Raw genomic sequence first — 26,371 nt, 5'->3', positions numbered from 1 at the left:
ATGGATAATTTGCTCACACTGCCGTTGATTTCATCAAGCTCGCTCGAAACTCTCGAACTTACTGAGGTGGTTCAAGTTTCGATAACCGTTCGGTCAAGCACCTCAGGCGACGATGAGCTGATCGGCACATCCGGCATAGATGACATTCGCGGTGGGGCTGGTGACGACACAATTAGAGGGCTGGAAGGCGACGACGAATTGTGGGGCCAAGACGGCAATGACAATATTCAAGGCGGTACGGGCAACGACAGGGTAAATGGCGGGCACGGGGACGACACATTGGACGGCGGCGACGGCGATGATCTTGTCGCAGGCGGCCTAGGTGAGGACAATCTGCGCGGAGGATCAGGCAATGACAGAATTTACGGCGGCGCGGGCAACGACGTCATGGAAGGCAATCGTGGTGACGACCGCCTTTACGGTCAAGCAGGGAACGACCTAATCTCAGATTCCGCAGGGAACAACCGTCTAAGCGGCGGTGCGGGGAGTGATGTTTTACGTGTCGGTCTTGGCAATGATCGGTTGGACGGCGGCAGTGGCGACGACATCCTATATGGGTTTGGCGGCCAAGATACGCTTTTGGGCGGTGCTGGGGAGGATCAATTCGTGTTTGCCACCGACGATTTGGTTGGCGAGAGCCATATGATCATCAACGACTTCACCTTGGGTGAGGATCGCTTAGCGCTCCAGTTAATGGGTGAGAGCGGCAATGCCGAAGATGTACCTGATACCTTCACGTTCTTCATAGCCAATGCCGTGCAGGCTGGTCCCAGCACCGTATTTGAAATGCCCGAAGATCAACTCGCCTCGTCCACGACGCTCACGATCCGGTTGCGAGGAATTGATTTGGACGACTTATCAGCCGCCGAGTTCCTTGGAAGCGACGCCGACCTATTCTAGATCGCCACAGCAAGGTCGATCACCCCACCATCACGCGCAGCCAAAAAAAAAACGCCAGCACGAAGCTGGCGTTAAGTTATTGAGGCAGGTTTCATACAGGCAAGAAACCTATCGAGCAGTGCCCTCTTTATAAGCCGTCCTCCGCCACCCGCCAAGCTAAAAGTTTGAAAAGGTTACAAACCCTCAGTAGCATGGAGCACAATTAGGGTAGGGCACCGAAGGATTGTTACCAAAATGAAATCAAACTATTTCCGAACCATGCGCAATGGCCTTTCAGGAGTTGCCATTCTTACCGCATCCGCCGCATTTGCTGAACCTCAGCATGGCATAGCTATGTATGGTGAACCGGCCCTTCCACCAGAATTTGTGTCCCTCCCATACGCCAACGCAGATGCACCGACAGGTGGGAAAATCGTTACTGGTGAGGTGGGAGGCTTCGATTCGCTAAACCCACACATCCGAAAAGGACGTGTGCCTTGGCAGCTACGATTCCTCGCATATGAGAGCTTGATGGGCCGATCTTGGGACGAGCCATTCACACTTTACGGGCTTTTGGCCGAGACCGTAGAGACCGATTCGACGAATCTCTGGGTCGAATTCAAGCTTCGTCCCGAGGCCCGATTCTCTGATGGCAGCCCCGTAACTGCCGAAGATGTGATCTGGTCCTATGAAACTCTGGGTACAGAAGGGCACCCGCGTTACGCGGGAACATGGTCCAAAATCGCCAAATCCGAGATCACCAGCAGCGGCAACATCCGCTTCACCTTCAATGAGCCAGACCGCGAATTGGCCTTGATCATGGGCATGCGCCCAATCCTGAAGAAGGCGCAGTGGGAAGGGGCCAACTTCGAGGAAAGCGGGCTGGACACTATCCCGATTTCATCCGCCCCATATGTCATCGATGATTTCGAGGCGGGCCGTTTCGTCTCCCTGAAGCGCAACCCCGATTATTGGGGCCGCGACGTGCCATTTCGCCGTGGGACCAACAATATTGACGAACTGCGCATGGAGTTTTACGGCGACGCCACCGCGATGTTCGAAGCCTTCAAGGCAGGTGAGCTGAATACCATTCGCGAAACCAGCAGCGCCAAATGGGAACAACAATATGGCTTCCCACGCGTCACCAACGGCGAGGTGGTCAAGTCCGAGATCCCGCACCAACGCCCCACCGGAATGGACGGCTTTGTGATGAACACCCGTCGCGACATCTTCAAAGATTGGCGCGTCCGCGAGGCAATGCTTCACGCTTTCAACTACGAATTCATCAATGAGAAGTTGAACGGCGAAGGGGGCCAGCCGCGTATCGCCTCCTACTTCCACAACTCAGTTCTAGCCATGGATCCAGGCCCCGCCACAGGCAAAGTCGCCGAATTGATGGAGCCGTTTAAAGAACAACTTTTGCCCGGAGCGGTAGAGGGCTACAGCCTTCCGGAAAGCAACGGATCTGCGCGCAACCGCACTGGAATCCGCGAAGCAACACGACTGCTGGAAGACGCAGGATGGGTGGTTAAAGACGGCGTTCTTACCGGATCAGACGGCCGACCCTTCGTATTCGATATCTTACTCAAGCAAGGCAGCGCCGAGCATCAATCCATCGCCAATATCTACAAAGAGCATCTGGAACGCTTGGGCATATTCCCGACGATAACCCAAGTCGACAGTGCACAATACCGCGAGCGAACAGACGCCTATAACTTTGATATGACGCATTTTATTCGCGGCCTGTCCCTTAGCCCCGGTAACGAGCAGATGGCCTATTGGGGCAGCTCAGGCGTTGAGAATGAAGGGTCGCTTAACCTGATGGGCATGAACAGCCCTGCCGCCGAAGCCATGATCCAGAAGATGCTGACATCTGAAAGCCAAGGCGATTACCGTGCGGCGGTGAAGGCCCTTGACCGTATTTTGACCGCAGGGCGTTATGTGGTGCCGCTTTGGTACTCCAATGTGTCCATGTTGGCGCATGACGCGAACCTGAAGTTCTCTCAAGAGCTACCGGTTTACGGTGACTGGATCGGGTTTCAGCCAGATGTGTGGTGGTCAGAATAGGCACCAAGTAAGGCGAACGCCGGTAAATTCATGCTATGCCGCTCTTGCACTGGTTACCCAGCAAGCAGCGGCATAGATGCCGAGTTTACTGCGCCCCCTTTACTGCGCCGCCAACTCAACAGGTTTGGATGGGTCGTCCTTATTGGGGTAAACTAGGCCAGCCGAGATCACCAATTTCGCCGCGTCCTCAACGGACATGTCTAGCTCGACCACATCCGCCTTTGGCACGAACAGCAAAAACCCAGATGTGGGGTTCGGAGTTGTGGGCAAGAAGACCGACATGATCTCGCCCTCGACAGGGATACCCCCATCGATTTCGCCCTTCGCACTGGTCGATATGAAGGCAATCGCCCAGATGCCACGGCGTGGGTATTCAACCAGACAGGCCTTCTCGAACGAGGTTTCGCGTTGCGAGAACACCGTCTCGGCGATTTGCTTGAGCCCATTGTATATAGACCGCACCACCGGCATCCGGTCGACCAACCGCTCACCAAACCGCAGGAGGGAGCGGCCAAGGAAGCCTTTGCCCATCCAGCCGATCACCATGGTGAACAACAAGAAGAACGCCACCCCGACACCGCGCAGATTGATGCCGATGTATTGCTCTGGCCGGTAATGGTAGGGAACGAAGGGCAGCACCCAGCTGTCGATCCAGCCAACAATGCTCCAGATAAACCAGATGGTCAGCCCGATAGGGGCAATGACCACGAGACCCGCAAGAAAGTTGCCACGCATTCGCGCCAATAGCCCCGGTCTGCGGGGCTTGTTGTGTTCAGGATCTAATTCGTCCAGCAGCATGGGGGATTAAGGTCTCTTTGCAAATGTGTTGGTAACATATCTATGTCTCGGCGTGGCGTCCGACAAGAACTCAGACGTATCCTTGGTCAATTTAGCGTGGGATTTCGGTCAAATTTCGTGAGATTTCTGCTGCAAGACGCGCATTATTGAGCACGAGAGCGATATTTGCCTTCAAAGATGCACCCTCTGTCAGCTCAAAGATGCGGTTCAATAGAAATGGCGTGACGGACTTTCCGTCAATGCCATGCGCGGCAGCCTCCGACAGGGCCTGCTCAATGATAGGCGATAAGGTGGCGGCAGGGATTTCAGCCTCAGCGGGGATTGGGTTGGTGATCAATTGCCCGCCGGGCAACCCCAATGCGCCACGCATCCGATGTGCTTTCGCGATGTCTGCCGCATCATCCATCCGCAAAGGGGCTTTGAGCTCGGACACACGGGACCAAAAAGCGGGCAGGGCGTCCTGCCCGTATGCGATGACCGGCACCCCAAGGGTTTCCAGAACCTCCAGCGTTTTGGGCAGGTCCAGAATGGCTTTGGCACCCGCCGCCACGACCGTCACCGCAGTTTGGGCTAACTCCTGCAGGTCGGCAGATATGTCAAAGCTCAACTCCGCGCCGCGGTGGACACCGCCAATGCCGCCAGTCGCGAAGACCTCGATCCCGGCGTAGCGCGCGGCAATCATTGTGGCCGCAACGGTCGTAGCCCCCGTGCCGCCCGTCGCAATAGAGGCCGCGATGTCGGCACGCGACAGCTTCGCAACCTCGGTGGCTTGGCCCAGTTCTTCCAATTGAGCCTCTGTCAGGCCTATGTGCAGCTGGCCTTTTATCACTGCGATGGTGGCAGGAACCGCCCCATGATCACGGATCGTTTGCTCCACACTGCGCGCGGTTTCCACGTTTTGAGGATAGGGCATACCATGCGTAATAATGGTGCTTTCGAGCGCTACAATCGGTTGGCCCGCAGCTTTGGCGGCCTCAACCTCAGGGGCGTAATGCAAAGGGATCAATAGCTATCTCCGGATATATATGTTGCGGTGGCCTTCATCGCGGTTTGCAATGCGGTCTCGGCATCTGCGCCTTGTGCCTCGGCGGAGATGTGAGCGGCCATGAATGTGTCCCCAGCCCCAGTGATACGCTTCACCTGAACTTTGGGAGGTTGCAATGTTAACAATACACTACCGGACGCAAGTGATGCGGTCTCTGCCCCATTGGTAACCAGCGCACGGTGCAAACCATTGGCTAATAGTGCGGACGCCGCTGTGGCGCTGTCGTCAAAGTCCTTCCCCATGAGCAATCCGGCCTCCTCCAAGTTCACATAGAGCGTGGCTGTAGGATGTGTGAGAAACGGGCGCAACCGTTCGGCTTTTCCCGGGGATGCCGGCGCTAGGCGCAGATCAGCTTGGACGAAGGCCGGATCGGTTGCAATTTGCGTCAGCAATTCGACCGTTAGGTTGCCATCAACGGCGATTAAGCCCGTCCAGCCCTCCAAGTCTGCCGATAAAGGCGACAAGATTGCATCTCCGGATTTTTCAAGCGAATGCGCATCAGCGATGGCGGCAATCAGCCCGTTGCGCCCCTCAATCGCCATGTAGCGGTCCGTGGGAAAATCATCGGGGCGGTATATGTACTGCGTGTTCATACCCAAACCGGCGCAGGCGCGCAGCAACTCCTCGCCCTCATCATCCTTACCAACAGCGCTTAGCAAAGCCGGAGACATGCCATAAGCCTTGAGGGCCATTGCAATGTTCATCGCCACGCCACCGGGAATGCGTGTGATGTGGCCGGGGCGATCATGACCGCGCTCCATGTTTTGGTCATGACGCCCGATGATGTCCCATAGGACCGCGCCGATGCAAAGTATGTCAGGTGATTGGCTCATGGTCTGCTTTATGCGCAGATGCGAGCGGGGCGTCTAGCCATCAACGCCTCATTCGAGCGGACTCTGACTCGGTCCATATCGGACAGTTTCGCAGGACGTCCAACGACTCTGGCCAGCGCTGCGCACCGCTGGCGCCTGGAAAGTGGATGTCCGCGTAGCTGTCGGCAAATTTTTCTTGCTGGTTTTGGGTGCGCCCGTGGTGAATACGTCGACAAATCGCGTCATATCCCGCGCGATCATGCTGGCGGATGTAGGTAAAGGCGCGGTGGCTCCAATCCACCACATGCCCCATCTCGTGCAGCAACGTATAGAGCAACCCATTGTCAGTGTTGTTCCACGGGGAGACAAAGGTATCGATGTCGAGCACAACGAAATGTGTGGGGCCAATCGACCCATCCGGCATGGAATTTGCACTCCCACCAGCACCAGCTCGCTGCCGCACCTCGATCCGCGCCAAAGGGCTTAAGTGATGGGCCGGCAAGACCTGCAACGTGGTCTCAATCCGGTGCAGCTGCATTTTGGTCAACTCAAGATTGTTTCGCTGTAACGAGCGATGAGCTCGAACCTCGATACGCACACCGTGAACGAAAACACTGAACATTATAAATCCTCCAAAGTAGCTATTGGCGGTTTGAAAATTGGTATTGGGCTAAAATTGTGCCGTCTTCATAGCATAAATTGGCCAAGCAGTCCTATGTTGTTGAAACTTGGTAGATTTACCCCAGCGGACAGCCCAAGATACGCAGGTAACACCCTGCAAACAAACGATTACCTTGTATCCAATGTGGAGCGGTCAACCAGTTATAACCAGTGCATGCCCGCAAAACCTTCACCAAACCCGTAAACTATCACTCAACCAATTGCACATTTACCCATTTTTCAAAGGCCTTACGCTACTTTCGGGCTTGCGGGGCAGGGGTTCTTGGGCTATCTGGCGCTCACTTCGCAGGCGGGGTCGGGCCGATTGGGGGAGAAATCCCATGACGTCCACCGGTTGAGGCATCCGCCTCTAACACCCCGCCGAGGCATAAACCGGAAAAGGAAAACGGACATGGCACTGCCAGAATTTTCGCTCCGTCAGCTCTTGGAAGCTGGCGTTCACTTTGGTCACCAAACCCAACGCTGGAACCCGCGTATGGCCCCGTATATTCACGGCGCTAAAAACGGTATCCACATCATGGACCTGACCCAAACCGTCCCAATGCTGGACCAAGCGCTGCAAGTTGTGCGCGACACCACAGCAAAAGGCGGCCGTATCCTCTTCGTTGGCACCAAGCGTCAGGCACAGCGCCCGATCGCAGAAGCCGCAGAGAAATGCGCACAGTACTACATGAACCACCGTTGGTTGGGCGGCACGCTCACCAACTGGAAAACAGTTTCCAACTCGATCAACCGCCTGAAGAAGATCGACGAAGCCCAAGAATCCGGCTTCACTGGCCTGACCAAGAAAGAACGTCTTGGCATGGAACGCGACCAAGGCAAGCTTCAGGCTTCCCTCGGCGGTATCCGCGAAATGGGCGGCGTTCCTGACCTGCTGGTTGTGATCGACGTAAACAAAGAAGACTTGGCTATCGCCGAAGCAAAGAAACTGGGCATTCCAGTTATTGCTGTAGTTGACACCAACTGTTCGCCAGACGGCATCGACTACCTGATCCCAGGCAACGACGACGCATCGCGCGCCATCGGCCTGTACTGCGATCTGGTTGCACGTGCGGCTCTGGACGGCATGCAAGCTCAAATGGGCGACGCTGGTGTTGATCTGGGCGCGATGGAAGAAGCACCGGTTGAAGAGGCCGTTGCTGCTGAAGGCTAAGCGCCTTTCGTGACTTAAATCTTTACCCGAGGGCCACAGCGGCCTTCGGGGCTAACCTTATTCTATTAGGAGAACCAAGATGGCGATTACCGCTGCAATGGTGAAAGAACTGCGCGATTCAACTGGCGCAGGCATGATGGACGCTAAGAAAGCGCTGACAGAATCTGACGGCGACATGGAAGCCGCTGTTGATTGGCTGCGCACCAAGGGCTTGGCGAAAGCTGCCAAGAAATCCGGCCGTACTGCTGCTGAAGGCCTTGTGGCCGTTAAAGTAGAAGGCGGCGTTGGTGTTGCTGTCGAAGTGAACTCGGAAACCGACTTCGTTGGTAAGAACGCCGAATTCCAAGCCATGGTCTCTGACGTTGCTGGCGTTGCCATCAATGCACAGAACACCGAAGAGCTGGCTGCGGCCGACATGGGCGGCAAGTCCGTCGCTGACGTGATCACTGCTAAAGTGGCCACAATCGGCGAGAACATGTCCCTGCGCCGCATGGCTCGCTTGGAAGGCACATCGGTTGTGTCCTACGTGCACAACGCGGCCGCTGACGGCATGGGCAAAATCGGCGTATTGGTTGCACTGTCCGGCGATAACGAAGCGTTCGGCAAGCAAGTTGCAATGCACGTTGCAGCCGTGAACCCTGCGTCGCTGTCCGAGGCCGACTTGGATGCGTCCGTTGTGGAAAAAGAGAAAACGGTTCAAATGGACATCGCTCGCGAAAGCGGCAAGCCAGAAGCCGTGATCGAGAAGATGATCGTAGGCCGCATGAAGAAATTCATGGCCGAGGTTACTTTGTTGAACCAAGCCTTCGTTGTGAACCCAGACCTGACCGTTGAAGCGGCTGCGAAAGAAGCAGGCGTAGAGATCACTGGCTTCGTACGTTTGGAAGTTGGCGAAGGCATTGAGAAAAAAGAAGAGAACTTCGCAGAAGAAGTTGCGGCAACGCTGAAAGGCTAAGCCTGACTTCATCTCTGGAATAAAAACGGCGCGAGGGGGAAACCCTTCGCGCCGTTTCTTTGTGTCAGGCCCCATGCTGGGGATGATGTTGCCCGACGGGGAGGAGAGCATCTTCGCCGAAACCTGTCGAGGATTTCGGAAAAGTGTGCCAATGGAACCATGTTCCAATCAGCAGTATTCCTTGAAATTACAAGGTGCACCCTTGGGTATGCCCCACGGCCGAAACCGTCACTCATAGGACATGAATTAAGTAATACTTGGCCGTGCCAAAGTTCAAAGTAAGCGTTTCCTTACCTTGAATTTCCGAGATCCATATTGGCTTGTAAGTATCTGAAATAGTTGATAAAAATTTGCACGCTATTGAGCGCTCTCAACTCAAGCAGCTATTTTTTTTTCAGGCTTTCGATCAGGAAGAATTGATTTTGGCTTGATGCCTTCAAAATCGCCTGAGCGGTCGTATCCACATCCAAAGTTTCACGCGCCAATCGAAGGTGCTTTTCAACAGTGGCTGGATTTAGCCCCATAATCGTCGCAGTGTCTTGAATTGTTTTCCCATCGGCGACCCACTCCAACACTTCGCGTTGACGCGCCGTCAAAGTTCTGCGTTGCCCAGTCGTGTGTGGCAACTGCATAACTTTCATATGCATCACCTTATTCGCGAGCTCTATATCTACACCGGATTTGACCCAAATCTCGTCAACCTCATCCTGCGTCAAACCGCGTCGCGCTGTCAGGCCAGTAGCCCCTTTTGCACGCATGGAGACATCGTGAAAACTAATCGTATAGCCTGCGGTGACATCAAGGCGTTGATTTAGCGCAACCACTTCCAACTCACCCTGCGACAACTTCCCGTTCATCGCGAGGTCGCGCATATAGCTCCAACTACATGCGCCAACGTTCTCGGCGGCCCACGCGACCATTGGCCCTTGATAGTACCCGCCGTCGCCCACGAAGTGGTCAACATAAGGCGCATCGTGGTTTGTTAGAATGAGGGCATCTTGAAGGTCGCCCAAAGTGCTACCCGTCCGAAAGCGGGTATAGCCATATACGATACGGTCAAACCCGAACTCAGCCATTTTGTCAGTGTGGAGCTGCCACATCTCCTCAAGCGAGTTAGAGGAAATTAGGGAATTCAGGTGATCTTGAATGCTGCTCATGTCGCGAATTGCGCTGCCAGTGCATCTAGAGCAAGGACATACCCTTGCGACCCAAACCCGGCAATCTGCCCTAAGGCGACGGGGGCGATGTAGGATTTATGTCGAAACGCTTCGCGGGCATGAATATTCGACAGATGCACCTCCACAACGGGCAGCTCCACCGATGCAATCGCGTCCATAAGGGCTACGGACGTGTGGGTATAAGCCCCCGCATTTAGCACTATTCCTTGATGCGTTCCCTTCGCATTGTGAATCGCATCAATCATCACTCCTTCATGATTGGATTGAAGGCAATTCACTTTCAAACCCAAGGAGTTACCATGTGCGATGCACATTCCCTCGACATCTGCTAACGTCACAGAGCCGTAGACTTCTGGCTGGCGTGTTCCCAGCAAATTAAGATTTGGGCCGTTTAAGACAAGCACAGAAGACATTGGGTTTCCCTAAAATTCCATCTATTTGTCTAAGGTGAGAAAGCTACGCTGTCGAGTAATATACGTGACGTGAACTGGCCTTAGCATATATCTCACCACAATTTACGGCGATAAGACCAAGGAGCGCCTCTATATACGATCACATGTCGCCCCGGAATTAACTACAGTCCAAACATCGGTGAAAGTGCTATCAAAGTACGAGGTCACACGACCTGTAGTGGTAAGACATCCAGAACCGCAGTTTGAATGTTCCAAGAACCGAATCTCAATCTTGTGAAGCTATAACCTAAGGATTGAACAAAATGGTCGCGAGTTTGATGATGTATCATCGACCAGAGCTTATAAAAGCCCATCAAAGTTACTGGGAACTGGTTAGACAGCATCTGGCACACTTGGGGATTGAAGCTCCCAAGACGCTATCCCAAGACCGAGATGAGTTTTGGGTCTGGAAGCACCCCCAGTTACTGCTTAGTCAAACCTGCGGGATGCCGTATCGGTTGTGGCTGCATGATCAGGTCTCTTTGGTTGGCACGCCGGACTACGACCTAAAAGATTGCCCAGCCGGATATTACCGCAGCGCATTGGTGGTTCGCAGGGATGATGACCGTACGGGGTTAACCTCATTCCAAAATGAGACCTTTGCTTACAACCAGACCTTCTCGCAATCCGGATATGCCGCGCCCTATACCAAAATGACAGACGAGCAGGGGAGCTGGTTCACCAAGCGATTGGAGACGGGCCAGCATCTAGACTCTGCTCGGGCGGTGTCAGATGGCCGTGCTGACATCGCATCAATTGATGCCGTGACTTGGCGCTTAATCCAGCGCTACGAGGCGTTTGCCGAAAAGTTGCGGGTTCTCGACTGGACGACACCCACACCCGCATTGCCGCTGATCACCGCACTGCACAACGACGCCGGTAAAATCTTTGAGGCCGTCAAAGGCGCAATCTTCGATCTGGAAGAGGCAGACCGGCAGGATTTGGGACTTAAAGGCATTCTGGAGATACCCAAAGCCAAGTACCTAGAAATCCCAAACCCACCACAAGAATTAGAGAAATGACCCCCGCAGAGTAGGGCCATTTCTCCAATAGATTTGCAGACTTGTCAGCAGCACTTACGCCAGACTAGGCAACCAAAGCACAATCGAAGGGAAGGCGACCAAAAGGCCGATCGTGACCGCATCGGCAATGAAGAACGGCGTCACGCCCTTGAACACGTCCTGCACGGAAAGGTCATCACGAACACCTGCCACCACGAAGCAGTTTAGGCCAATAGGTGGGGTGATCAGGCAGAACTCCGCCATTTTCACCACCAGTATCCCAAACCAGATTGCGCACATCGGGCCAGACATGCCGAAGGCGCTGTCGGCTGCACTTACTGCCTCGCCGCCGTTCAGGGCCATGACGGCTGGATAGACCACGGGCAAGGTCAACAGCAACATGCCGATGGCGTCCATGAACATGCCCAGCACCGCATAAGCCAGCAAGATGCAGATGAGGATCACCATAGGCGTCATAGTAAGCGAGGTTATCCAATCCGAGAACGCACTGGGAAGGTTCGCAAACCCCAAGAACCGCACGTAGATCAACACACCCCAGATGATGGTAAAGATCATCACGCTGAGCTTCGCAGTCTCTAGTAGCGCGTCCTTCAGTTGAGGCCAGCGCATGCCTTGGTAGAGAGCCATCAGGAAGACCACGAAAGCCCCGATAGCGCCACCTTCGGTAGGAGTGCCCCAAGCGTCACCGCCAAAGGGGTTGTAGACGAAGCAGATAATCGTCACGACAACAAACACGATGGGCAATGCAGGCGGCAGGGATTCAAACCGCTCACGCCACGTGAACCCGCGCACGGGTGGACCAACCGATTTGAAAATAACCGCAATACCGATGATCAATCCCGCATAAACAATCGCCGAGAACGCCCCCGGAATGAAGCCCGCGAGCAGCAGTTTGCCCACGTCTTGCTCAACAATGATCGCGTAGATCACAAGAATCGCAGATGGCGGAATTAGCGAGGCCAATGTGCCACCCGCCGCGACGACGCCTGCAGCGAATTGCTTGTTGTACCCGATCTTCAACATCTCAGGGATCGCAATACGAGCGAAGACCGCAGAGGTCGCGACAGATGCGCCTGACACGGCCGCGAAACCCGCTGTCGCGAAGACAGTTGAAACAGCCAAACCACCCGGCACCCATGCGATCCAACGCTTGGCAGCCTCAAACAGCGCCTTTGTGAGGCCCGCATAATAGGCGAGATAGCCGATCAAAATGAATGTGGGGATCAGGGACAATTCTTGGCTCGACACCTTGGAATGTGGGACTTGGCCCGCGGTCTTCACCGCAACCTCCAACGCCCAGCCGAAGTCATCAAATGCGTAGTCTTTCTTGGCCCAAAAAATCCAAACCAAGCCAATAACGCCTGCCAAGCCAGCGGCAAAGGCCACCCGCATGCCCAAGACGACAAACACCAGCATCCCACCAGTGACCCATAGTCCAATCTCAATCGGTTCCATTAGTCTTGTCCCTCCAATTGCTCGGCTTCCATACGGGCCTGCGTTGCAGCGTCTGCGATCAAGGGCACAGCAATCGCGTCACCTGTGACGACAGCGCGCGCGTATCCCCAGACTTGTAAACACAGCCGCAAACACAGCACCCCAAAGGCCAAGGGCGCCATTAGCTTTGCGGGCCAAATGGGGAGGGCAATGTCCATGGAGCTGTCGCGGCTCCACAAGGGGGCCGTAAAATCAAAGCTGCGATCGAAGTGCGCCCAGCTGCCCCAAACGAGAAGCACCATGAGCAGTAGAACAAAGAGGGTCGTTATCAACTCAACAATATGCAGGACCCGTCCGCGAAGCCGCCCAACAACGATATCCATGCGAATGTGCCCGCCTTCGCGCATGACGTAAGAGACGCCCATGAACGCAATAAGCGGCATGGCCTGCTCAATCCAATCCACATAGCCGGGCAGGGGGGTGTTTAGTGCATTTCGCCCAGACACTGACACCACGGCCATCAGCATTAACGAGAAAACACTAAGCCCGCTGATGAGTGCAAAACCACGCTCTAGTCGCAGCAACTTGTGGTCGAATTTACTGAGCCTGCTGTCGTCTGACAGAACAAGTGACGCTGTAGCCATTGTGGCCTCCACCGGAATGTAGGGAACGTTCGAAACAGCCCCGCGCCATGGGTGGCGCGGGGCTTAAGGGAAGTTTATTGACCTTCGGCAATCATGCCTGTGACAAGGTCATAAAGTTCCTGAGCAGGCAGCCCAGCGGCTGTGTTTTGCTCGATCCAAGCAGTAGCGGCTGGGGCTGCGGCGGCCTTTTTGAAGCCGTCGATTTCAGCATCCGAGAAGCTAACAACCTCGATGCTTCGCTCGCTCAACGCGGGACCCCATGCTTCCATTGTCGCGCCGTTATAGTTGGCAACGTAATGATCTAGGGATTCCTCAACAGAGCCCATCAAGGCCGCGCGGTGATCGTCGGACAACCCGTCTAAAGCGTCAGAGTTAACAACAACCGGGCAGTTTACGGTGCCAGGGTTCAGGTTCTCGGTCCACCACGTTGCGTTCTCAATCGTGCCGAAAGACATGTGAGCGTGCGGAGCGAAAGCCACGGCCTTTACCACGCCTGAATCCATCGCCTGACGCACTTCGCTCGCGGACATGGACGTTGGAACAGCGCCAACGGTCTCCATTGCGGCACCGATGCCACCGGTTGCACGCACGCTTAGGCCTTCAAAATCGGCCAGCGTCGCAGGAGTGTCACCTACGCCAGCGATATTGTACTGCGGCAGTGGGGACGGCATCAGAAGTGTTGCGTTCCAGCGTGCCAAATCCGCTACCGTTGCGGGGTGTTGGTAAACGGCCATAGATAGAGCGATCTCTTGCTCCAAGGACGACACACCTAAGAATGGCAATTCCAGGACGGTGATCGACGGATTTTTGTCGCGGTGATAGCCAGCGCAGAACTGCGCCATCTCAAATGCACCGATGGAGATGCCATCAAGGTTTTCGCGATTTTTGGACAGACCACCATAGCTGATGTTGAGTGTGAATTCGCCGTTTGTTTTGGCCGATACCAGTTCGGCCAGCTTCTCAACGTGCTCTGTAAACGCGCGCTGTTTGCCCCATAGGGACACGTTCCACTCCTCGGCTTGCGCGGATGTGGCAAAGCCAAGAGTAAGGGCTGCAACTGCAGCAGATGTCATGATGCTTTTCATTATATTTTCCTCCCAAGAAAATTATGCGCCTATTGAACACGATTCTCGCGAAGTATCTTATGAAGAAAAATGCGTAGCCATCGCGTGATGCCCTGCGGATTTCCGCATAGCTACAAGAGTGCGTCTTTATCCAGACCCAGTTTGACGATTTTCTCGTTCAATGTGCGCCGCCCAATGCCCAAGTCATGCGCCACATCATCCATGCGACCCGCATGCGATTGGATCGCCTTACCGATCATTTGTCGCTCAAATGCAGCAACAGCTTCACGCAAACCGGATTTTTGCCCTGAGGGCTGCATAGAACTTGCCTCCCCATCGCTGAGTGCCTCTTGGATTGACGACATGCCGTGACGGGCCATCATCGCACGCCGGTCCATCAGGTTTCGCAATTCACGGACATTTCCGGGCCATTCATGGGCTATTAGCGCGGTCAACTCGTCATCGCGCAACACCGGAGGGTCGCTGTCATACATCGTCGCGAACTCTTGGCTAAACCGCATGGCCAGCAACGCGATATCATCACGGCGGTCCCGAAGCGGCGAAAGCTCGATAGAGAACCCATCCAGTCGAAACATAAGATCCGCCCTCAACGTCCCAGCCCTTACCGCCGCATCCGTGTCCTCGTTTGTGGCTGAAATAATCCGCAAGTCGACCTTTTCGGGCACGCCCGTTTCTGCGGATAAAACCTCGCCCGCATCAATCAAGCGCAACAAGGCGGGTTGCACATCTGCGGGGCAGGCGCCGACTTCATCCAGCAATAGGCTGCCGCCAGATGCCTCCTTGGCGATATGGGGCAGGTGTGCAGCGCTGATTTGAGCCGCGTTAACCGCGATGTAGGGGGCATCGCATCGGGGGGACAGATCATGGATCATCCTTGCCACCAAATCCTTGCCCGTGCCTGTTTCTCCCTTCACCAAAACACTCGTGTTCGTGCCCGCAACCATGGCAATCGTGTCGCGCAATCGGTGCATTTGGGGTGTCTGCCCGAGCAATATCCGGTCAACCCCCGACAATTGGCGAAGTCGTTCCTTCAGGCGCAAATTGCTTTGCTGCATTTGGTGAGCTTCGGCTGCGTGGGATAAGATCAGCAGCAACCGCTTGGGATCGAACGGCTTTTCAACAAAGCTGTAGGCCCCGTGGTTCATCGCCGCCACCGCGGTCGGGATGTCGCCATGAGCCGAAATCAAAACAACAGGTGGCGCGGAGATCAATGAACGCAACAAATCCAATCCGGATGTTTCGGGCATACGCACATCGGACAAAATGACATCGGGGCGAAACTGCGAGATCCAGCGCTCCGCGTCCGTGGCTCGCGCCAGCGACTTGGCGCTCCAGCCCGCGGCCTCGACGAGATCGACCAACGAGTTTCGCATAAGGCGATCATCATCAATGATCAGAACCCTGTTGTCAGTCATTTGTCTGCTCCCCAATTGGCAATACCACCCGAAATTCCGTCCCGCCCGTGGCGGTATCATGTGCTTCAATTGTGCCGCCATGATCTGTCACAACACCTGCTGTGATTGTGAGCCCTAGCCCCATTCCCTCACCGCTCTCACGGGTCGTCGCGAACGGTTCTTGCAGATCGCCTAGTGTCTTGCCCCGTAAGCCATGGCCCGTATCAGAGACGGTGAACCACGCCTCCGTTGAAGCGCGCCCAATGGTAATGTCGATCTGGCGCGTCTCTTCGTCCTGAACAGCATCCAATGCGTTTCTTACGATGTTGGTGACGACCTGCTCTATCCGCAACCGATTGGCCGTCAGCATAATAGGTTGCTCAGAGCGGTGAAATCTCACCGTGGCCCGCCGGTCAGTGATGCTGGGTTCCAGCAACTCAAGCGCGCCGTTGATCGCGTCCACCAAGTCAAACTTCTCAAAACTGTCTCGGCCCTTACGAGAAAAGAATTTTAACTGGCGGGTGATGCTTTCCATTCGCTCAACAAGCCCTTGCATCTTATCACTTAGAGTAGAGGGCCCGACGGTTAACTCGGATGCCACAAGCTGGTTCTTCATAGCCGCGATCGGCTGGCCCAACTCATGCGTCACGGAGGAGGCCAATTGCCCAAGGGCGGCCAAACGTCCCGACCGTTCAAGCTCTGCTTGGGTCTTTTGCAACCTGCGCTCAGCCGCAAGGCGTTCCTCGATTTCAACAGCCAAGCGCGTGTTTGCGGATCTCAATTCGGTCTCTTCGCGTTCAGACTTTCGCAAAGCAGAGCGAACGCTGCGCAAGCGATTGAGTTGAAATAGACTGAAGGCCAGCAAAGCAAAGGTTAAGAAGCCGCCTGTCACCAACCATGCCCGCGTTATGGCCTGATCATTGGGCACGAAGAAATGCAAAGTCCAGCTGTTGGGAAGGTCTGATGTGCTGAGGTAGAGAAGGCGTTCATCCACGATCTTTGCCGTCTGTTTTTCGGCATCAAAGGACCAATCTAGCGAATTCAGCTGTTCGCCCCCAAATTGACGCGAGGCCAGCATGCGCGCGCGTTGCTCGGACGATAACGGGGACATGGTCGTATAGCGCCATTCGGGGTCCGAGGCGAGCAAGACTACGCCATCGTCATTGGACAGGATGATCCGCTCACCTGAGGCCTGCCAGGTGTCTTGCAACCCAGAAAGGTCGACCTTGATCGCAATCACGCCGCCAAGATCGGCGCCAGCCGGCTGAACAGGCAACGCATAAAAATATCCCGGAATTCCCGTCGTGGCACCGATGCCGTAGAACTCCCCCATCTCCCCGTTTTGGGCCGCCTGAAAGTAGGGGCGAAAGGCATAATTTTGCCCCTTGAAACTGTTGGTGCTATTCGCATTTGAGGCTGAGATCGTGTATCCATCACGGTCCATCAAGTAGATTGCGTCCAACCCCGCACTTTGTGCAAAGCGAGCAAGCCGATGATCCAACAGCTCCGTCGCGCCCCCCGCCAATGTGCTATTTACGACGGGGTCAAGCGACAACAAGAACGGGAGATGGGCGAAATGGCGCAACTCAGTTTCAAGTGTGGAGCGATACAACGTCAGTCGCGCCTGTGCCTTTTCAATCTCTTGCGACTTGAAGAAACTGAAGGACGCCCAATAGAGGAGTGTCGCAAAGCACAAGATTATGAAGACAGAAAGGATCTTTGAAAGCCGCATCGCCCATGGATGAAGGTAAGGCGCGGCAAAATCAACCTCACCCATGGCAGGTGAGGGCAATATTCCCAACTCAAGTGGTTGTCAGGTTTACTCGGTTGAGGTGTCAAAAAACTCTTTTGCGTGTGCCGTCCAACCATTTGGCAAGCCGTGACCACCGTCATGCATCACAAAGCTCACAGGTGCGCCGCTGCACGACGCGCCCCATGAGCGCGTCCGCAAACCGTCGTCTATGCTGATGTTGTCAGGGTTTGAACGACAGCCATTTGCAGCACGCGCCAATTCCAACGAATCCCACAAGCTACCTTGATGCCAATCTCGGATGGCGCGTCCTTCAAAGGGAACCTGTCCATCCGCAAAGCCATGGACCTGCATTATTGGCAGCCCCGCCAACCCCGCGCAATCCGTCCCATTGGGGCGTCGTAGCGCCCCCGCAACGCTGACCATTCCCGATAAGTGATCCCCAGCTTCGCAAGCCAATAGCCAAGCCATGGACCCACCGGCCGAGAAACCCCCAGCAAACACACGGTCCAGATCAAGCGGCGCACGGGCCTCAGCGTCAGCCAATGCGGCGAAGGTAAAAGCGACATCATCACGCGGCGCACCGTCACGCGCAGGATATGAGCGCGGCCCATCCCCAGACCGGTACCCATTTGGGGCCAACAACGCGTAACCTTGCTCAAGGAAATCCCGCTGTAGCCCCCCCGAGCGATGGATCGACGCGCCGTTTCCTCTGTGCCCGTGATACCAGATGAGAACCGGATGAGGGCCTTTGCCCTCAGGCAGCCGCAAATGATAGTTGCCTCCTTCTATGTCGCAAGGGACTGTGGGGCCGCATTCTTGCGCTGACGCAGCGAAGGGGGTGAGCATGATCAAAGCAGTGGCCAAATGACGTAGCATTCATAGATCTCCGGTAATTCCGCCCAAGACCTGCCGACAACGCTTCGTGAGGTCAACAGGGCAGGGCTTCACGATTGTGTTTTGACTAGGGCTTTGAAAACGCGTTCCCATTGATCTGTGCCCTTAAGCCTCAAAGGCGACACATCGGCCAAGTTTTTCCACCCCAAACAATCTTCACACTTGCAAACGGTGCCATCACCCGTATTTTTCCACCATGACGGAAAACTCAAACACTATCTTAGCGGCTCTGCCTGCACGGTTGAAAAGCGCCCGTAAATCGCAAGGCCTTTCGCTTGATGCGATCTCAAATCTTAGTGGCGTGTCTCGCTCTATGGTTAGCCAAATTGAACGCGGTGAAAGCAGCCCTACGATTGCAACTCTGTGGAATTTGACCCGCGCATTAAATGTGGATTTCGCTGGCCTGTTGGAGCAAAGCGACAAGGGCGACAGCATTGACGTTTTGACAGCAGATGAAGTCCCAACCATTGATAATATGGGGCAGGGGTGTTGCATCTCCATTCTATCACCGCCTGAAGAAGCGGGCGGGCATGAGGTCTATGACATCAAATTCGCCGAACAAGGCTCACTGAAAAGTCAACCTCATGCAAGCGGGGCAGTTGAACACTTAACTGTCCTTAAGGGCGGTGTCCGTGTAACCTCCGGGACTGCAAAAGTGGAGGTTCATGAAGGTGATACGGCACGCTATTCCGCCGATGTACCTCATGAAATTGCAGCTCTGGACGGTGTTGCACGTGTGTTTCTTATCGTAAAGTCGTAATGAAATTCACAATAACGGAAATTTGTACGCAATTACGGAAAATTGGTTGAACAGATTATTCCGTTATGACAGATTATTAGGCATTGAAGGAGAGACCTCATGCCTAGCACATTCATTGCCGATATTACTAATTCCTTGTCCCAAATCGAGACCGAAGGTCTCTATAAACGTGAACGCCTGATCTCCTCACCACAAGCTGGGACGGTGTCCGTTGCTGGGCGTGACGTCATCAATCTTTGCGCCAATAACTACCTCGGGCTTGCTGATAACCCTGATCTGATCTCGGCTGCCAAGATGGCGTTGGATGCACATGGGTTCGGCATGGCCAGTGTCCGGTTTATTTGTGGCACCCAAGATGGTCATCGCATTCTAGAACAACGATTGGCGAAGTTTTTGGGTAAAGACGATACAATCCTGTTTGCCGCCTGCTTTGACGCTAACGGTGGCTTGTTTGAGCCGTTGCTGGGACCAGATGATGCGATCATTTCGGACAGCTTGAACCACGCTTCGATTATCGATGGCATTCGGCTCTGCAAGGCCCAACGGTACCGCTACGCGAATAACGACATGGCCGATCTAGAGAAGAAACTTCAGGACGCCAAAGCCGCCGGTGCACGTCATATCATGATTGCCACGGACGGGGTCTTCTCCATGGACGGGACCTTGGCTAACTTGCAGAAAATCAGAGGCTTAGCCGACACATATGATGCGATTGTGATGGTAGATGATTGTCATGCTACGGGGTTCATGGGACCTCATGGCGCTGGCACACCCGATCATTTCAATGTGGATATTGAGATTGTCACAGGCACCCTAGGCAAGGCTCTTGGTGGTGCTATCGGCGGCTATATCGCAGGCCCGCAACCGGTGATCGACCTTCTGCGCCAACGGGCACGGCCATATCTGTTCTCCAACTCATTGCCCCCAGCCATTGTCGCAGCGGGTATCGAAGCCATTCGTCTGGTAGAGGAGGGGGCCGATTTGCGAGCTAAACTATTTGCCAACGCCAAACATTGGCGCGCAGGCCTAACTAAGCTGGGTTTTAACCTGCTTCCTGGCGAGCATCCTATTGTTCCCGTTATGTTGGGCGAATCGCATTTAGCCCAGAAAATGGCGGCGGGCCTTTTTGACGAAGGCGTCTATGTCTCTGGCTTTTTCTTTCCGGTCGTCCCGCACGGCCAAGCCCGCATTCGGACACAGATGAACGCTGCTCTGACCACCCAAGACCTCGATCGGGCATTAGCAGCCTTCGCCACCGTCGGGCGGGATTTAGGGGTGATCTCATGACCGCCAACACGATGATCGCATTGGCCAAGTCAAAGGCTGAGGAGGGCTTGTGGATGGTTAACGCCCCTGTGCCAGAGATCGGCCCAGACGAAGTTTTGATCCGCATCAAGAAAACAGGCATCTGCGGGACTGACATCCACATCTGGAATTGGGATGAATGGGCAGCGGCCACAGTGCCTGTTCCGATGATCACTGGACATGAGTTCGCAGGCGAAATTGTTGAGTTGGGCCGTAATGTTACAGGTCTTACTTTAGGTCAGCGCTGCTCCGGTGAAGGACATTTAACTGGCACAGTCAGCCGCCAGTCGCGCGCAGGAAACTTCCACCTTGATCCAGGCACATGTGGCATTGGCGTGAACGAGCAGGGGGCCTTTGCACAGTACCTGAAACTGCCTGCATTCAACGTGGTGCCACTTCCCGATGATGTTCCCGACGAGATCGGCGCAATTCTTGATCCATTAGGGAACGCCGTCCACACCGCGCTTAGTTTTGACCTGTTGGGAGAGGACGTGCTGATCACCGGCGCCGGTCCGATTGGGATCATGGCCGCTGCAGTCGCTCGCCATGCTGGCGCTCGCAATGTGGTTCTAACTGATATCAACGCGGATCGGTTAACGCTGGCTGAACATGTAGTGCCAACGGTACGCACGGTAAATGTCACTACTGAAGATCTAAACGATGTCACTCATGAATTGGGGTTATCCGAGGGGTTCGATGTCGGGCTTGAGATGTCCGGCAATCAAGTGGCCTTTGATCAAATGGTTGAAACCTTGGTGATGGGCGGCAAGATCGCGATGCTTGGTATTCCGCCAGGGAAATCTCCGGTGAACTGGAGCCGCATTGTATTTAAGGCCATCACCATCAAAGGCGTCTATGGTCGCGAGATGTTTGAGACTTGGTACAAGATGATCGCAATGCTGCAAAACGGGTTAGACGTCAGTCGGGTCATCACGCACCGCTACAAAGTCGCAGACTTTGAGATCGGGTTTTCGGAAATGAAATCAGGCCGTTCAGGAAAGGTTGTCTTGGATTGGAACTAGTCGAATAGAGCGCCGTGAACCGGAAACTGTCGGAGTTCTTTAATCGTGAGACTCGGGATTCCACTGAATTTTTCAACCCTAGGGGGAAAATTCAAGTGTTGCCTTTGAATACCCTGAAGAGAGGAAGCCCGAGTAAGAAAACGTTCGTGACGTAAACAGAACAAAACCGCCTTTTAAGTGTGAAGACAGCAAAGTTTCGAAAGAAGACGCACACCTTTTCATTCAGCTTCAGGGCGTTGCCAATCTAATGTTCCATTCGGTTTCATGTGGCGAAACTACGTCACGCTTATCAGCGCCTACTCGATATTTTCGTCATCCTTACTCACAAACGCGCGCATCAGAGGGTTTTCTTGCGCAGCTATATCGTTTCCAAGTTCATAGTCAGTTATTTTTTTCATGATACTGTTACCTTTGATTTTCTCGCACCTCCCGCCGACGCTATGCGATGCTATGCTATGCTATGCTATGCTATGCTATGAGGCAGTCATAGATCACTCAAGATCGAGTGACAGCATTGCGGACTTAGTTGCCGCTCGCAGATAACATTCCAAAGGCCGTTTTCGCGAGCAAACAAGAGTAACCTAATGCCAACTATTTGATGCGCGGGACTCAAATAATTTGACTTTCTTGGCATGAAGGCAGTTCGGGTTTTATCGCCAACCATCGCAATGAATGACTGGATTTCAACTGATACAATCTAGGAATTCGGACCTATATTGAAGTTCAGTGCTTTAATCTAAAACGGGATCATAAAGTTCGGCACGAGACTCAGCCGTTGGGCGAACGCCCCCAATAGCCGGAAGTGTTCCGTGCAACATCGCCGAATGATCGATGCTTTCGCATTTGGGCGCTTAGCGTAGTAAGCGGCAGGATTTGTTCCAGAAGGCCATCCTGATACAACTCCCAATCTCCTTTCTCTTTGATCCAGGAACGCAACCTCAGTTGATCGATATGGACGCGTATCTCATTGATATCCCACAAGGCGGTCGCACAAACTTTTACGCAGGCTTGTTTTGACGCTGCAAGGGATACGGTTTCGAGAAGTCGATCAGTGTGATCCGATGCCAATCCTAGCCACAATTTACCACCGCGATTAACTAAGAGTGGTTCTGCTTCACCGGATGTGTCAGATCCATGGATCTTGGACAGATTCATCCTGCGTCAATAACGAACTCGATACTTGATAGAAGAGCGGGGTCGTAGATGGACGCGCTACGCCAATTTTGCTCAGTTCATCAATATGCTCCTGTACCGATGTTAAATCGCACCCTGTCCAACCTGCAACAGCAAGGCGATTTAAATCGGTCTCAGTTTGCGTAGACCCAATGGAGAATTTCATGAATTCATCCTCTTCTAACATTTCTCAACCCGCGCCAAGGCGTGCCGATTGCGGAAGATTTCAACGACCGACGCGTATGATATTTTGCGTCAGTCGTTACCGATCTCACATTGCCTTGCCGTAACCGCCACCGCCGGGTGTTTTCATCACAAACACATCGTCGATCGTAAGTTGCACCTCGTCGTTGCCTTTCAGTTCATTGATAAGCCCATCTGCTCGCTCGACGCTGTTTTCACCAACGGAGGCCTCTCCACCACCTGCAGCACCGTGCGGTGCAACTTTGCGATGAGAAGACAGAACTGTCACTGTCATCGGTTCAAGAAAGCGCAACCGACGGACAATCCCGTTCCCGCCGACGTATTCGCCCAGGCCACCAGAGCCTTGCCGGATCGAAAACTCATCAACTCGCACCGGAAACCGTGTCTCCAAAACTTCAGGGTCCGTCATGCGTGTATTGGTCATGTGGCTATGAACCGCGCTTGTGCCATGAAACCCGTCGCCAGCCCCAGTACCACCACAAATGGTTTCGTAGTTTTGGTGCACATCATTGCCATAGACAAAGTTGTTCATCGTGCCTTGGCTGCCTGCAATGATCCCAAGCGCGCCGTACAGCGTGTCAGCGATGCCCTGACTGACCTCGGTATTGCCCGAGATAACGGCAGCTGGCGCATTGGGATTGATCATACTGCCCTCAGGGACAACGAGATTGAGAGGTTTAAGGCACCCCTCGTTCATTGGGATGTCACTACCGACCAAAGTGCGGAACACATACAAGACAACCGCGCGACAGATCGCCATTGGCGCATTGTAATTGAACTCATTCTGTCCAGAGGTTCCGGTGAAATCGATGGTTGCCTGCCGCGCCGATTTATCGACTGTGATCGCCACTTTTATCTGGTCCCCACTGTCGAGCGGATAGGTGAAATCGCAGTCTCGCAGCACATCAAGTACACGGCGCACGCTTTCTTCGGCGTTGTCTTGCACGTGGGTCATGTAGGCGTGAACTGTGACCAGCCCGAATTGCTGCGTGATCTTGGTCAATTCAGTTGCGCCCGTTGCATTGGCAGCAACCTGGGCGGACAAGTCAGCCATGTTTTGATCGATATTGCGGCAGGGGTATTTGCCCGAGGCAAGCAATTCACGAGTCTGAGCATCGCGCAACTGGCCTTGTTGGACCAATAGGAAATTGTCGATTAGCACGCCTTCTTCTTCGATGACGCGGCTGTCTGGTGGGGCTGATCCGGGCGTCTTGCCGCCGATGTCGGCGTGATGCCCACGACTAGCGACGGTGTAGATGATCCGCGTTCCAGCTTCATCGAATACTGGCGTGATGACCGTCACGTCGGGTAAATGGGTGCCGCCGTTGAAGGGATTGTTCATCATGAACACGTCACCGGGGCGGATCTTGCCTGCGTTTTGACGCAAGATGACCCGCACGCTTTCGCTCATGCTGCCCAAGTGAACTGGAACATGCGGCGCGTTGGCGACCAAATCGCCTGCTTCATCAAAAATCGCGCAAGAGAAGTCATAGCGTTCCTTGATGTTGACCGAATAAGCGGTGTTGGCAAGCGTCGCCCCCATCTGATCAGCAATCGACATAAAGAGGTTGTTAAATACCTCAAGCATGACGGGATCGACCTTAGTGCCAATGGCCTCTTGGCGCGCAACCGCAGTCGTTCTGCGTAGCACGAGGTTTCCGCCGCTGACACATTCCGCCTCCCAATCCTGTTCAACGATGTTGGTACCCGTGGGTTCCGTAATGATTGTCGGTCCGTGAAAGATGTCTCCGATACACATTGTTGTCCGGTCGATCACCGGCACATCGCACACCTTACTGTTTGACCACATCTGAGAACGCGTAAGCGTGCCAGAAGTCATGCCCGCGTCTGGTAGCGTCACGGTTTCACCCGTCGCACCGATTGCTTCGGCGGTAAGAACATCAATCAGAAGTGTCGCGTTTTGAGGAACGAACCCGAACCTTTGTAGATGTGCAGTCTCAAACGCTTCTGTCATCTGGCTCATCGTCCCAAACGGGACTTCTAGCGTCTGCTGCGCGCCATCAGGGCGGATATGCGCCATCGTTACTATTGTGATCTGTTCAGAGGCGATGCCCTGACCAATGACTTCCGCCTCAGCCGCAGCGATCAGCTGAGCTAGCACGTCCTCCGCATCTTTGATTTGGACAACCCCATGTCCGAACTGGTGTTCGCGCATTGCGCGCACGTCGGCCAAACCCATACCAAATGCAGATAAGACGCCCGCAAACGGATGAATAAATACGCGTTCCATCCCAAGCGCATCAGCCACCAAGCACGCGTGCTGTCCGCCGGCACCACCAAAGCAATTCATGGTGTATTTGGTAACGTCATAGCCACGTTGCACGCTGATTTTCTTGATCGCATTTGCCATGTTCTCAACTGCGATCCGCAAGAAACCTTCGGCCAGTTCCTCAACGGACATGTCGCTGCCAATCTCGGCTGCGAGGGCATCGAACTTTGCCCGTACGATATCAACGTCCAATGGCTGATCGGCATTCGGCCCAAAGACCGGAGGGAACAGATCTGGTTGCAGTTTACCCAGCAGCACGTTGCAATCAGTCACCGTAAGGGGGCCGCCACGCCTGTAGGCCGCAGGACCGGGATTTGCCCCCGCACTTTCAGGACCAACCTGCATACGTCCATCGCGGTAAGACAGGATTGACCCACCACCCGCCGCGACAGTGTGAATGGACATCATCGGTGCCCGCATACGCACGCCCGCAACTTCGGTCTCGAAACTACGCTCGAACTCACCCGCGTAGTGGCAGACGTCCGTAGACGTGCCCCCCATGTCAAAGCCAATCAGCTTATCGTACCCAAGTTCAGCTGCGGTGCGAACCATGCCAACAACACCGCCAGCGGGACCAGACAAGATCGCATCGCGCCCCTCAAAAAGGGACGCGTCGGTCAGGCCACCGTTTGAACGCATGAACATCAAACGTTCGCAGCCGCCTTTTGCAGTCCCCAACGCATCAGCCACTTGTTTGATGTAACGCCCCAAAATCGGAGACAGGTAGGCATCGACCACTGCCGTATCGCCGCGCGATACGATCTTGATGAGAGGACTGGCTTCATGGCTTAGGGAAACTTGGGTAAAGCCAGATTGTTCGGCCATCTGCCCGAGTTTTTGCTCATGATCGGGAAATCGGTAGCTGTGCATTAACGCAATCGCGACCGATCGGTATCCTTTACCATATGCGCGCGACAACGCTTCGCGGGCATGGGTCGTATCAAGCGCAGCAATGGTTTCACCATCGGCGCCGATCCGTTCTTCAATTTCGATCACATCTTCATAAAGCAATTCGGGGAGTTCGATATTAAGATCAAACAACCGTGGGCGGTTCTGATACCCGATGCGCAACAGATCGCGCATGCCTTTGGTGATCAGCAGCAATGTCCGTTCGCCCTTACGTTCCAACAAGGCATTGGTCGCAACGGTTGTTCCCATTTTTACTGCACCGATTTGACCACTTGGAATGGCATCATCGGGGCCGAGCCCCAGAAGTTCGCGAATGCCATGTACGGCAGCATCAGGGTAAACTTCTGGATTTTCGGACAACAGTTTATGCGTTTGCAATTCACCCTCGGGCGTCTTGGCCACGATGTCTGTAAATGTGCCGCCACGATCTACCCAAAATTGCCACATGAGAGATATCTCCTT

Annotated in this window: 23 protein-coding genes; 8 read left to right on the top strand and 15 right to left on the bottom strand. The window is 54.2% G+C overall.

What is annotated here, in order from left to right; translation table 11 throughout:
• Both ABJN86_RS01975 and ABJN86_RS01970 read left to right on the top strand, forming a co-directional pair.
• Positions 1-900: a calcium-binding protein gene (locus tag ABJN86_RS01975; RefSeq protein ID WP_348364405.1), complete on the top strand. Its 900-nt coding sequence runs from the start codon at positions 1-3 to the stop codon at positions 898-900.
• A gap of 234 nt (positions 901-1,134) precedes the next feature.
• Positions 1,135-2,946: an extracellular solute-binding protein gene (locus tag ABJN86_RS01970; RefSeq protein ID WP_348364406.1), complete on the top strand. Its 1,812-nt coding sequence runs from the start codon at positions 1,135-1,137 to the stop codon at positions 2,944-2,946.
• A 99-nt stretch (positions 2,947-3,045) separates the two neighbouring features.
• Here ABJN86_RS01970 and ABJN86_RS01965 read toward each other — a convergent pair whose 3' ends face one another.
• The 4 genes from ABJN86_RS01965 to ABJN86_RS01950 form a co-directional block, all read right to left on the bottom strand.
• On the bottom strand, positions 3,046-3,744 hold the full coding sequence (locus ABJN86_RS01965; RefSeq protein ID WP_348364408.1) for a DUF502 domain-containing protein: 699 nt from the start codon (positions 3,742-3,744) through the stop codon (positions 3,046-3,048).
• 91 nt (positions 3,745-3,835) lie between these two features.
• Positions 3,836-4,750, bottom strand: coding sequence for a pseudouridine-5'-phosphate glycosidase (locus ABJN86_RS01960; RefSeq protein ID WP_348364410.1), 915 nt, complete (start codon positions 4,748-4,750; stop codon positions 3,836-3,838).
• Complete coding sequence (locus tag ABJN86_RS01955; protein WP_348364411.1) at positions 4,747-5,622, bottom strand: PfkB family carbohydrate kinase; 876 nt, start codon at positions 5,620-5,622, stop codon at positions 4,747-4,749. The genes ABJN86_RS01960 and ABJN86_RS01955 overlap by 4 nt, the downstream gene beginning before the upstream one ends.
• 40 nt (positions 5,623-5,662) lie before the next feature.
• Positions 5,663-6,223, bottom strand: a complete 561-nt coding sequence (locus tag ABJN86_RS01950) for a hypothetical protein (RefSeq protein ID WP_348364413.1) — start codon at positions 6,221-6,223, stop codon at positions 5,663-5,665.
• Between the two features lie 450 nt (positions 6,224-6,673).
• Between ABJN86_RS01950 and rpsB the strand changes: the two genes are divergently transcribed.
• Positions 6,674-7,435 (top strand): 30S ribosomal protein S2, encoded by a 762-nt coding sequence (gene rpsB / locus ABJN86_RS01945; RefSeq protein WP_348364415.1) that lies wholly within the window; start codon positions 6,674-6,676, stop codon positions 7,433-7,435.
• 79 nt (positions 7,436-7,514) lie between these two features.
• Positions 7,515-8,390, top strand: coding sequence for a translation elongation factor Ts (gene tsf, locus ABJN86_RS01940; protein WP_348364416.1), 876 nt, complete (start codon positions 7,515-7,517; stop codon positions 8,388-8,390).
• A gap of 383 nt (positions 8,391-8,773) precedes the next feature.
• On the opposite strand, the gene ABJN86_RS01935 is transcribed toward tsf, so the two are convergent.
• Complete coding sequence (locus tag ABJN86_RS01935; protein WP_348364418.1) at positions 8,774-9,547, bottom strand: LuxR family transcriptional regulator; 774 nt, start codon at positions 9,545-9,547, stop codon at positions 8,774-8,776.
• A complete protein-coding gene (gene aroQ, locus ABJN86_RS01930; protein ID WP_348364420.1) occupies positions 9,544-9,981 on the bottom strand; it encodes a type II 3-dehydroquinate dehydratase in 438 nt (145 codons plus the stop codon). Before aroQ ends, ABJN86_RS01935 begins: the two co-directional genes overlap by 4 nt.
• 302 nt (positions 9,982-10,283) lie before the next feature.
• Between aroQ and ABJN86_RS01925 the strand changes: the two genes are divergently transcribed.
• Positions 10,284-11,042, top strand: coding sequence for a PhnD/SsuA/transferrin family substrate-binding protein (locus tag ABJN86_RS01925; protein WP_348364422.1), 759 nt, complete (start codon positions 10,284-10,286; stop codon positions 11,040-11,042).
• 54 nt (positions 11,043-11,096) lie between these two features.
• On the opposite strand, the gene ABJN86_RS01920 is transcribed toward ABJN86_RS01925, so the two are convergent.
• The 6 genes from ABJN86_RS01920 to ABJN86_RS01895 all read right to left on the bottom strand — a co-directional run bounded on the left by ABJN86_RS01920 (position 11,097) and on the right by ABJN86_RS01895 (position 18,228).
• Positions 11,097-12,497: a TRAP transporter large permease gene (locus tag ABJN86_RS01920; RefSeq protein ID WP_348364424.1), complete on the bottom strand. Its 1,401-nt coding sequence runs from the start codon at positions 12,495-12,497 to the stop codon at positions 11,097-11,099.
• Entirely contained in the window at positions 12,497-13,120 is a 624-nt protein-coding gene (locus ABJN86_RS01915; protein ID WP_348364426.1) for a TRAP transporter small permease, read from the bottom strand. Before ABJN86_RS01915 ends, ABJN86_RS01920 begins: the two co-directional genes overlap by 1 nt.
• 74 nt (positions 13,121-13,194) lie before the next feature.
• On the bottom strand, positions 13,195-14,205 hold the full coding sequence (gene dctP / locus ABJN86_RS01910; protein ID WP_348364428.1) for a TRAP transporter substrate-binding protein DctP: 1,011 nt from the start codon (positions 14,203-14,205) through the stop codon (positions 13,195-13,197).
• A gap of 110 nt (positions 14,206-14,315) precedes the next feature.
• Positions 14,316-15,620 (bottom strand): sigma-54 dependent transcriptional regulator, encoded by a 1,305-nt coding sequence (locus ABJN86_RS01905; protein ID WP_348364430.1) that lies wholly within the window; start codon positions 15,618-15,620, stop codon positions 14,316-14,318.
• Complete coding sequence (locus ABJN86_RS01900; RefSeq protein WP_348364432.1) at positions 15,613-17,331, bottom strand: ATP-binding protein; 1,719 nt, start codon at positions 17,329-17,331, stop codon at positions 15,613-15,615. Before ABJN86_RS01900 ends, ABJN86_RS01905 begins: the two co-directional genes overlap by 8 nt.
• Positions 17,332-17,418: 87 nt before the next feature.
• Positions 17,419-18,228 carry an alpha/beta fold hydrolase gene (locus tag ABJN86_RS01895; protein WP_348364433.1) on the bottom strand — a complete coding sequence of 270 codons (810 nt, stop codon included), beginning with the start codon at positions 18,226-18,228 and terminating at the stop codon, positions 17,419-17,421.
• Between the two features lie 214 nt (positions 18,229-18,442).
• Here ABJN86_RS01895 and ABJN86_RS01890 point away from each other — a divergent pair, with 214 nt between their 5' ends.
• From ABJN86_RS01890 to tdh, 3 genes are all read left to right on the top strand, one after another.
• Positions 18,443-19,006 (top strand): XRE family transcriptional regulator, encoded by a 564-nt coding sequence (locus ABJN86_RS01890; RefSeq protein ID WP_348364435.1) that lies wholly within the window; start codon positions 18,443-18,445, stop codon positions 19,004-19,006.
• 99 nt (positions 19,007-19,105) lie between these two features.
• A complete protein-coding gene (locus tag ABJN86_RS01885; RefSeq protein WP_348364437.1) occupies positions 19,106-20,293 on the top strand; it encodes a glycine C-acetyltransferase in 1,188 nt (395 codons plus the stop codon).
• 11 nt (positions 20,294-20,304) lie between these two features.
• The gene (gene tdh / locus ABJN86_RS01880) at positions 20,305-21,333 is read left to right on the top strand and encodes an L-threonine 3-dehydrogenase (protein WP_348364679.1); all 1,029 of its coding nucleotides are present in this window, start codon (positions 20,305-20,307) and stop codon (positions 21,331-21,333) included.
• A 768-nt stretch (positions 21,334-22,101) separates the two neighbouring features.
• Here tdh and ABJN86_RS01875 read toward each other — a convergent pair.
• The 3 genes from ABJN86_RS01875 to ABJN86_RS01865 all read right to left on the bottom strand — a co-directional run bounded on the left by ABJN86_RS01875 (position 22,102) and on the right by ABJN86_RS01865 (position 26,356).
• Positions 22,102-22,488 carry a DUF2848 family protein gene (locus ABJN86_RS01875; protein WP_348364438.1) on the bottom strand — a complete coding sequence of 129 codons (387 nt, stop codon included), beginning with the start codon at positions 22,486-22,488 and terminating at the stop codon, positions 22,102-22,104.
• On the bottom strand, positions 22,460-22,672 hold the full coding sequence (locus ABJN86_RS01870; RefSeq protein WP_348377609.1) for a DUF2848 family protein: 213 nt from the start codon (positions 22,670-22,672) through the stop codon (positions 22,460-22,462). The genes ABJN86_RS01875 and ABJN86_RS01870 overlap by 29 nt, the downstream gene beginning before the upstream one ends.
• Positions 22,673-22,777: 105 nt before the next feature.
• Positions 22,778-26,356 (bottom strand): hydantoinase B/oxoprolinase family protein, encoded by a 3,579-nt coding sequence (locus ABJN86_RS01865; RefSeq protein ID WP_348364441.1) that lies wholly within the window; start codon positions 26,354-26,356, stop codon positions 22,778-22,780.
• Positions 26,357-26,371: the final 15 nt, after the last annotated feature.

It is taken from the genome of Litoreibacter sp., assembly GCF_039974535.1.
GTDB lineage: Bacteria > Pseudomonadota > Alphaproteobacteria > Rhodobacterales > Rhodobacteraceae > Litoreibacter.
The sequence above is the reverse complement of the archived record's forward strand: the minus strand, read 5'-3'. Positions and strand labels throughout refer to the sequence as shown.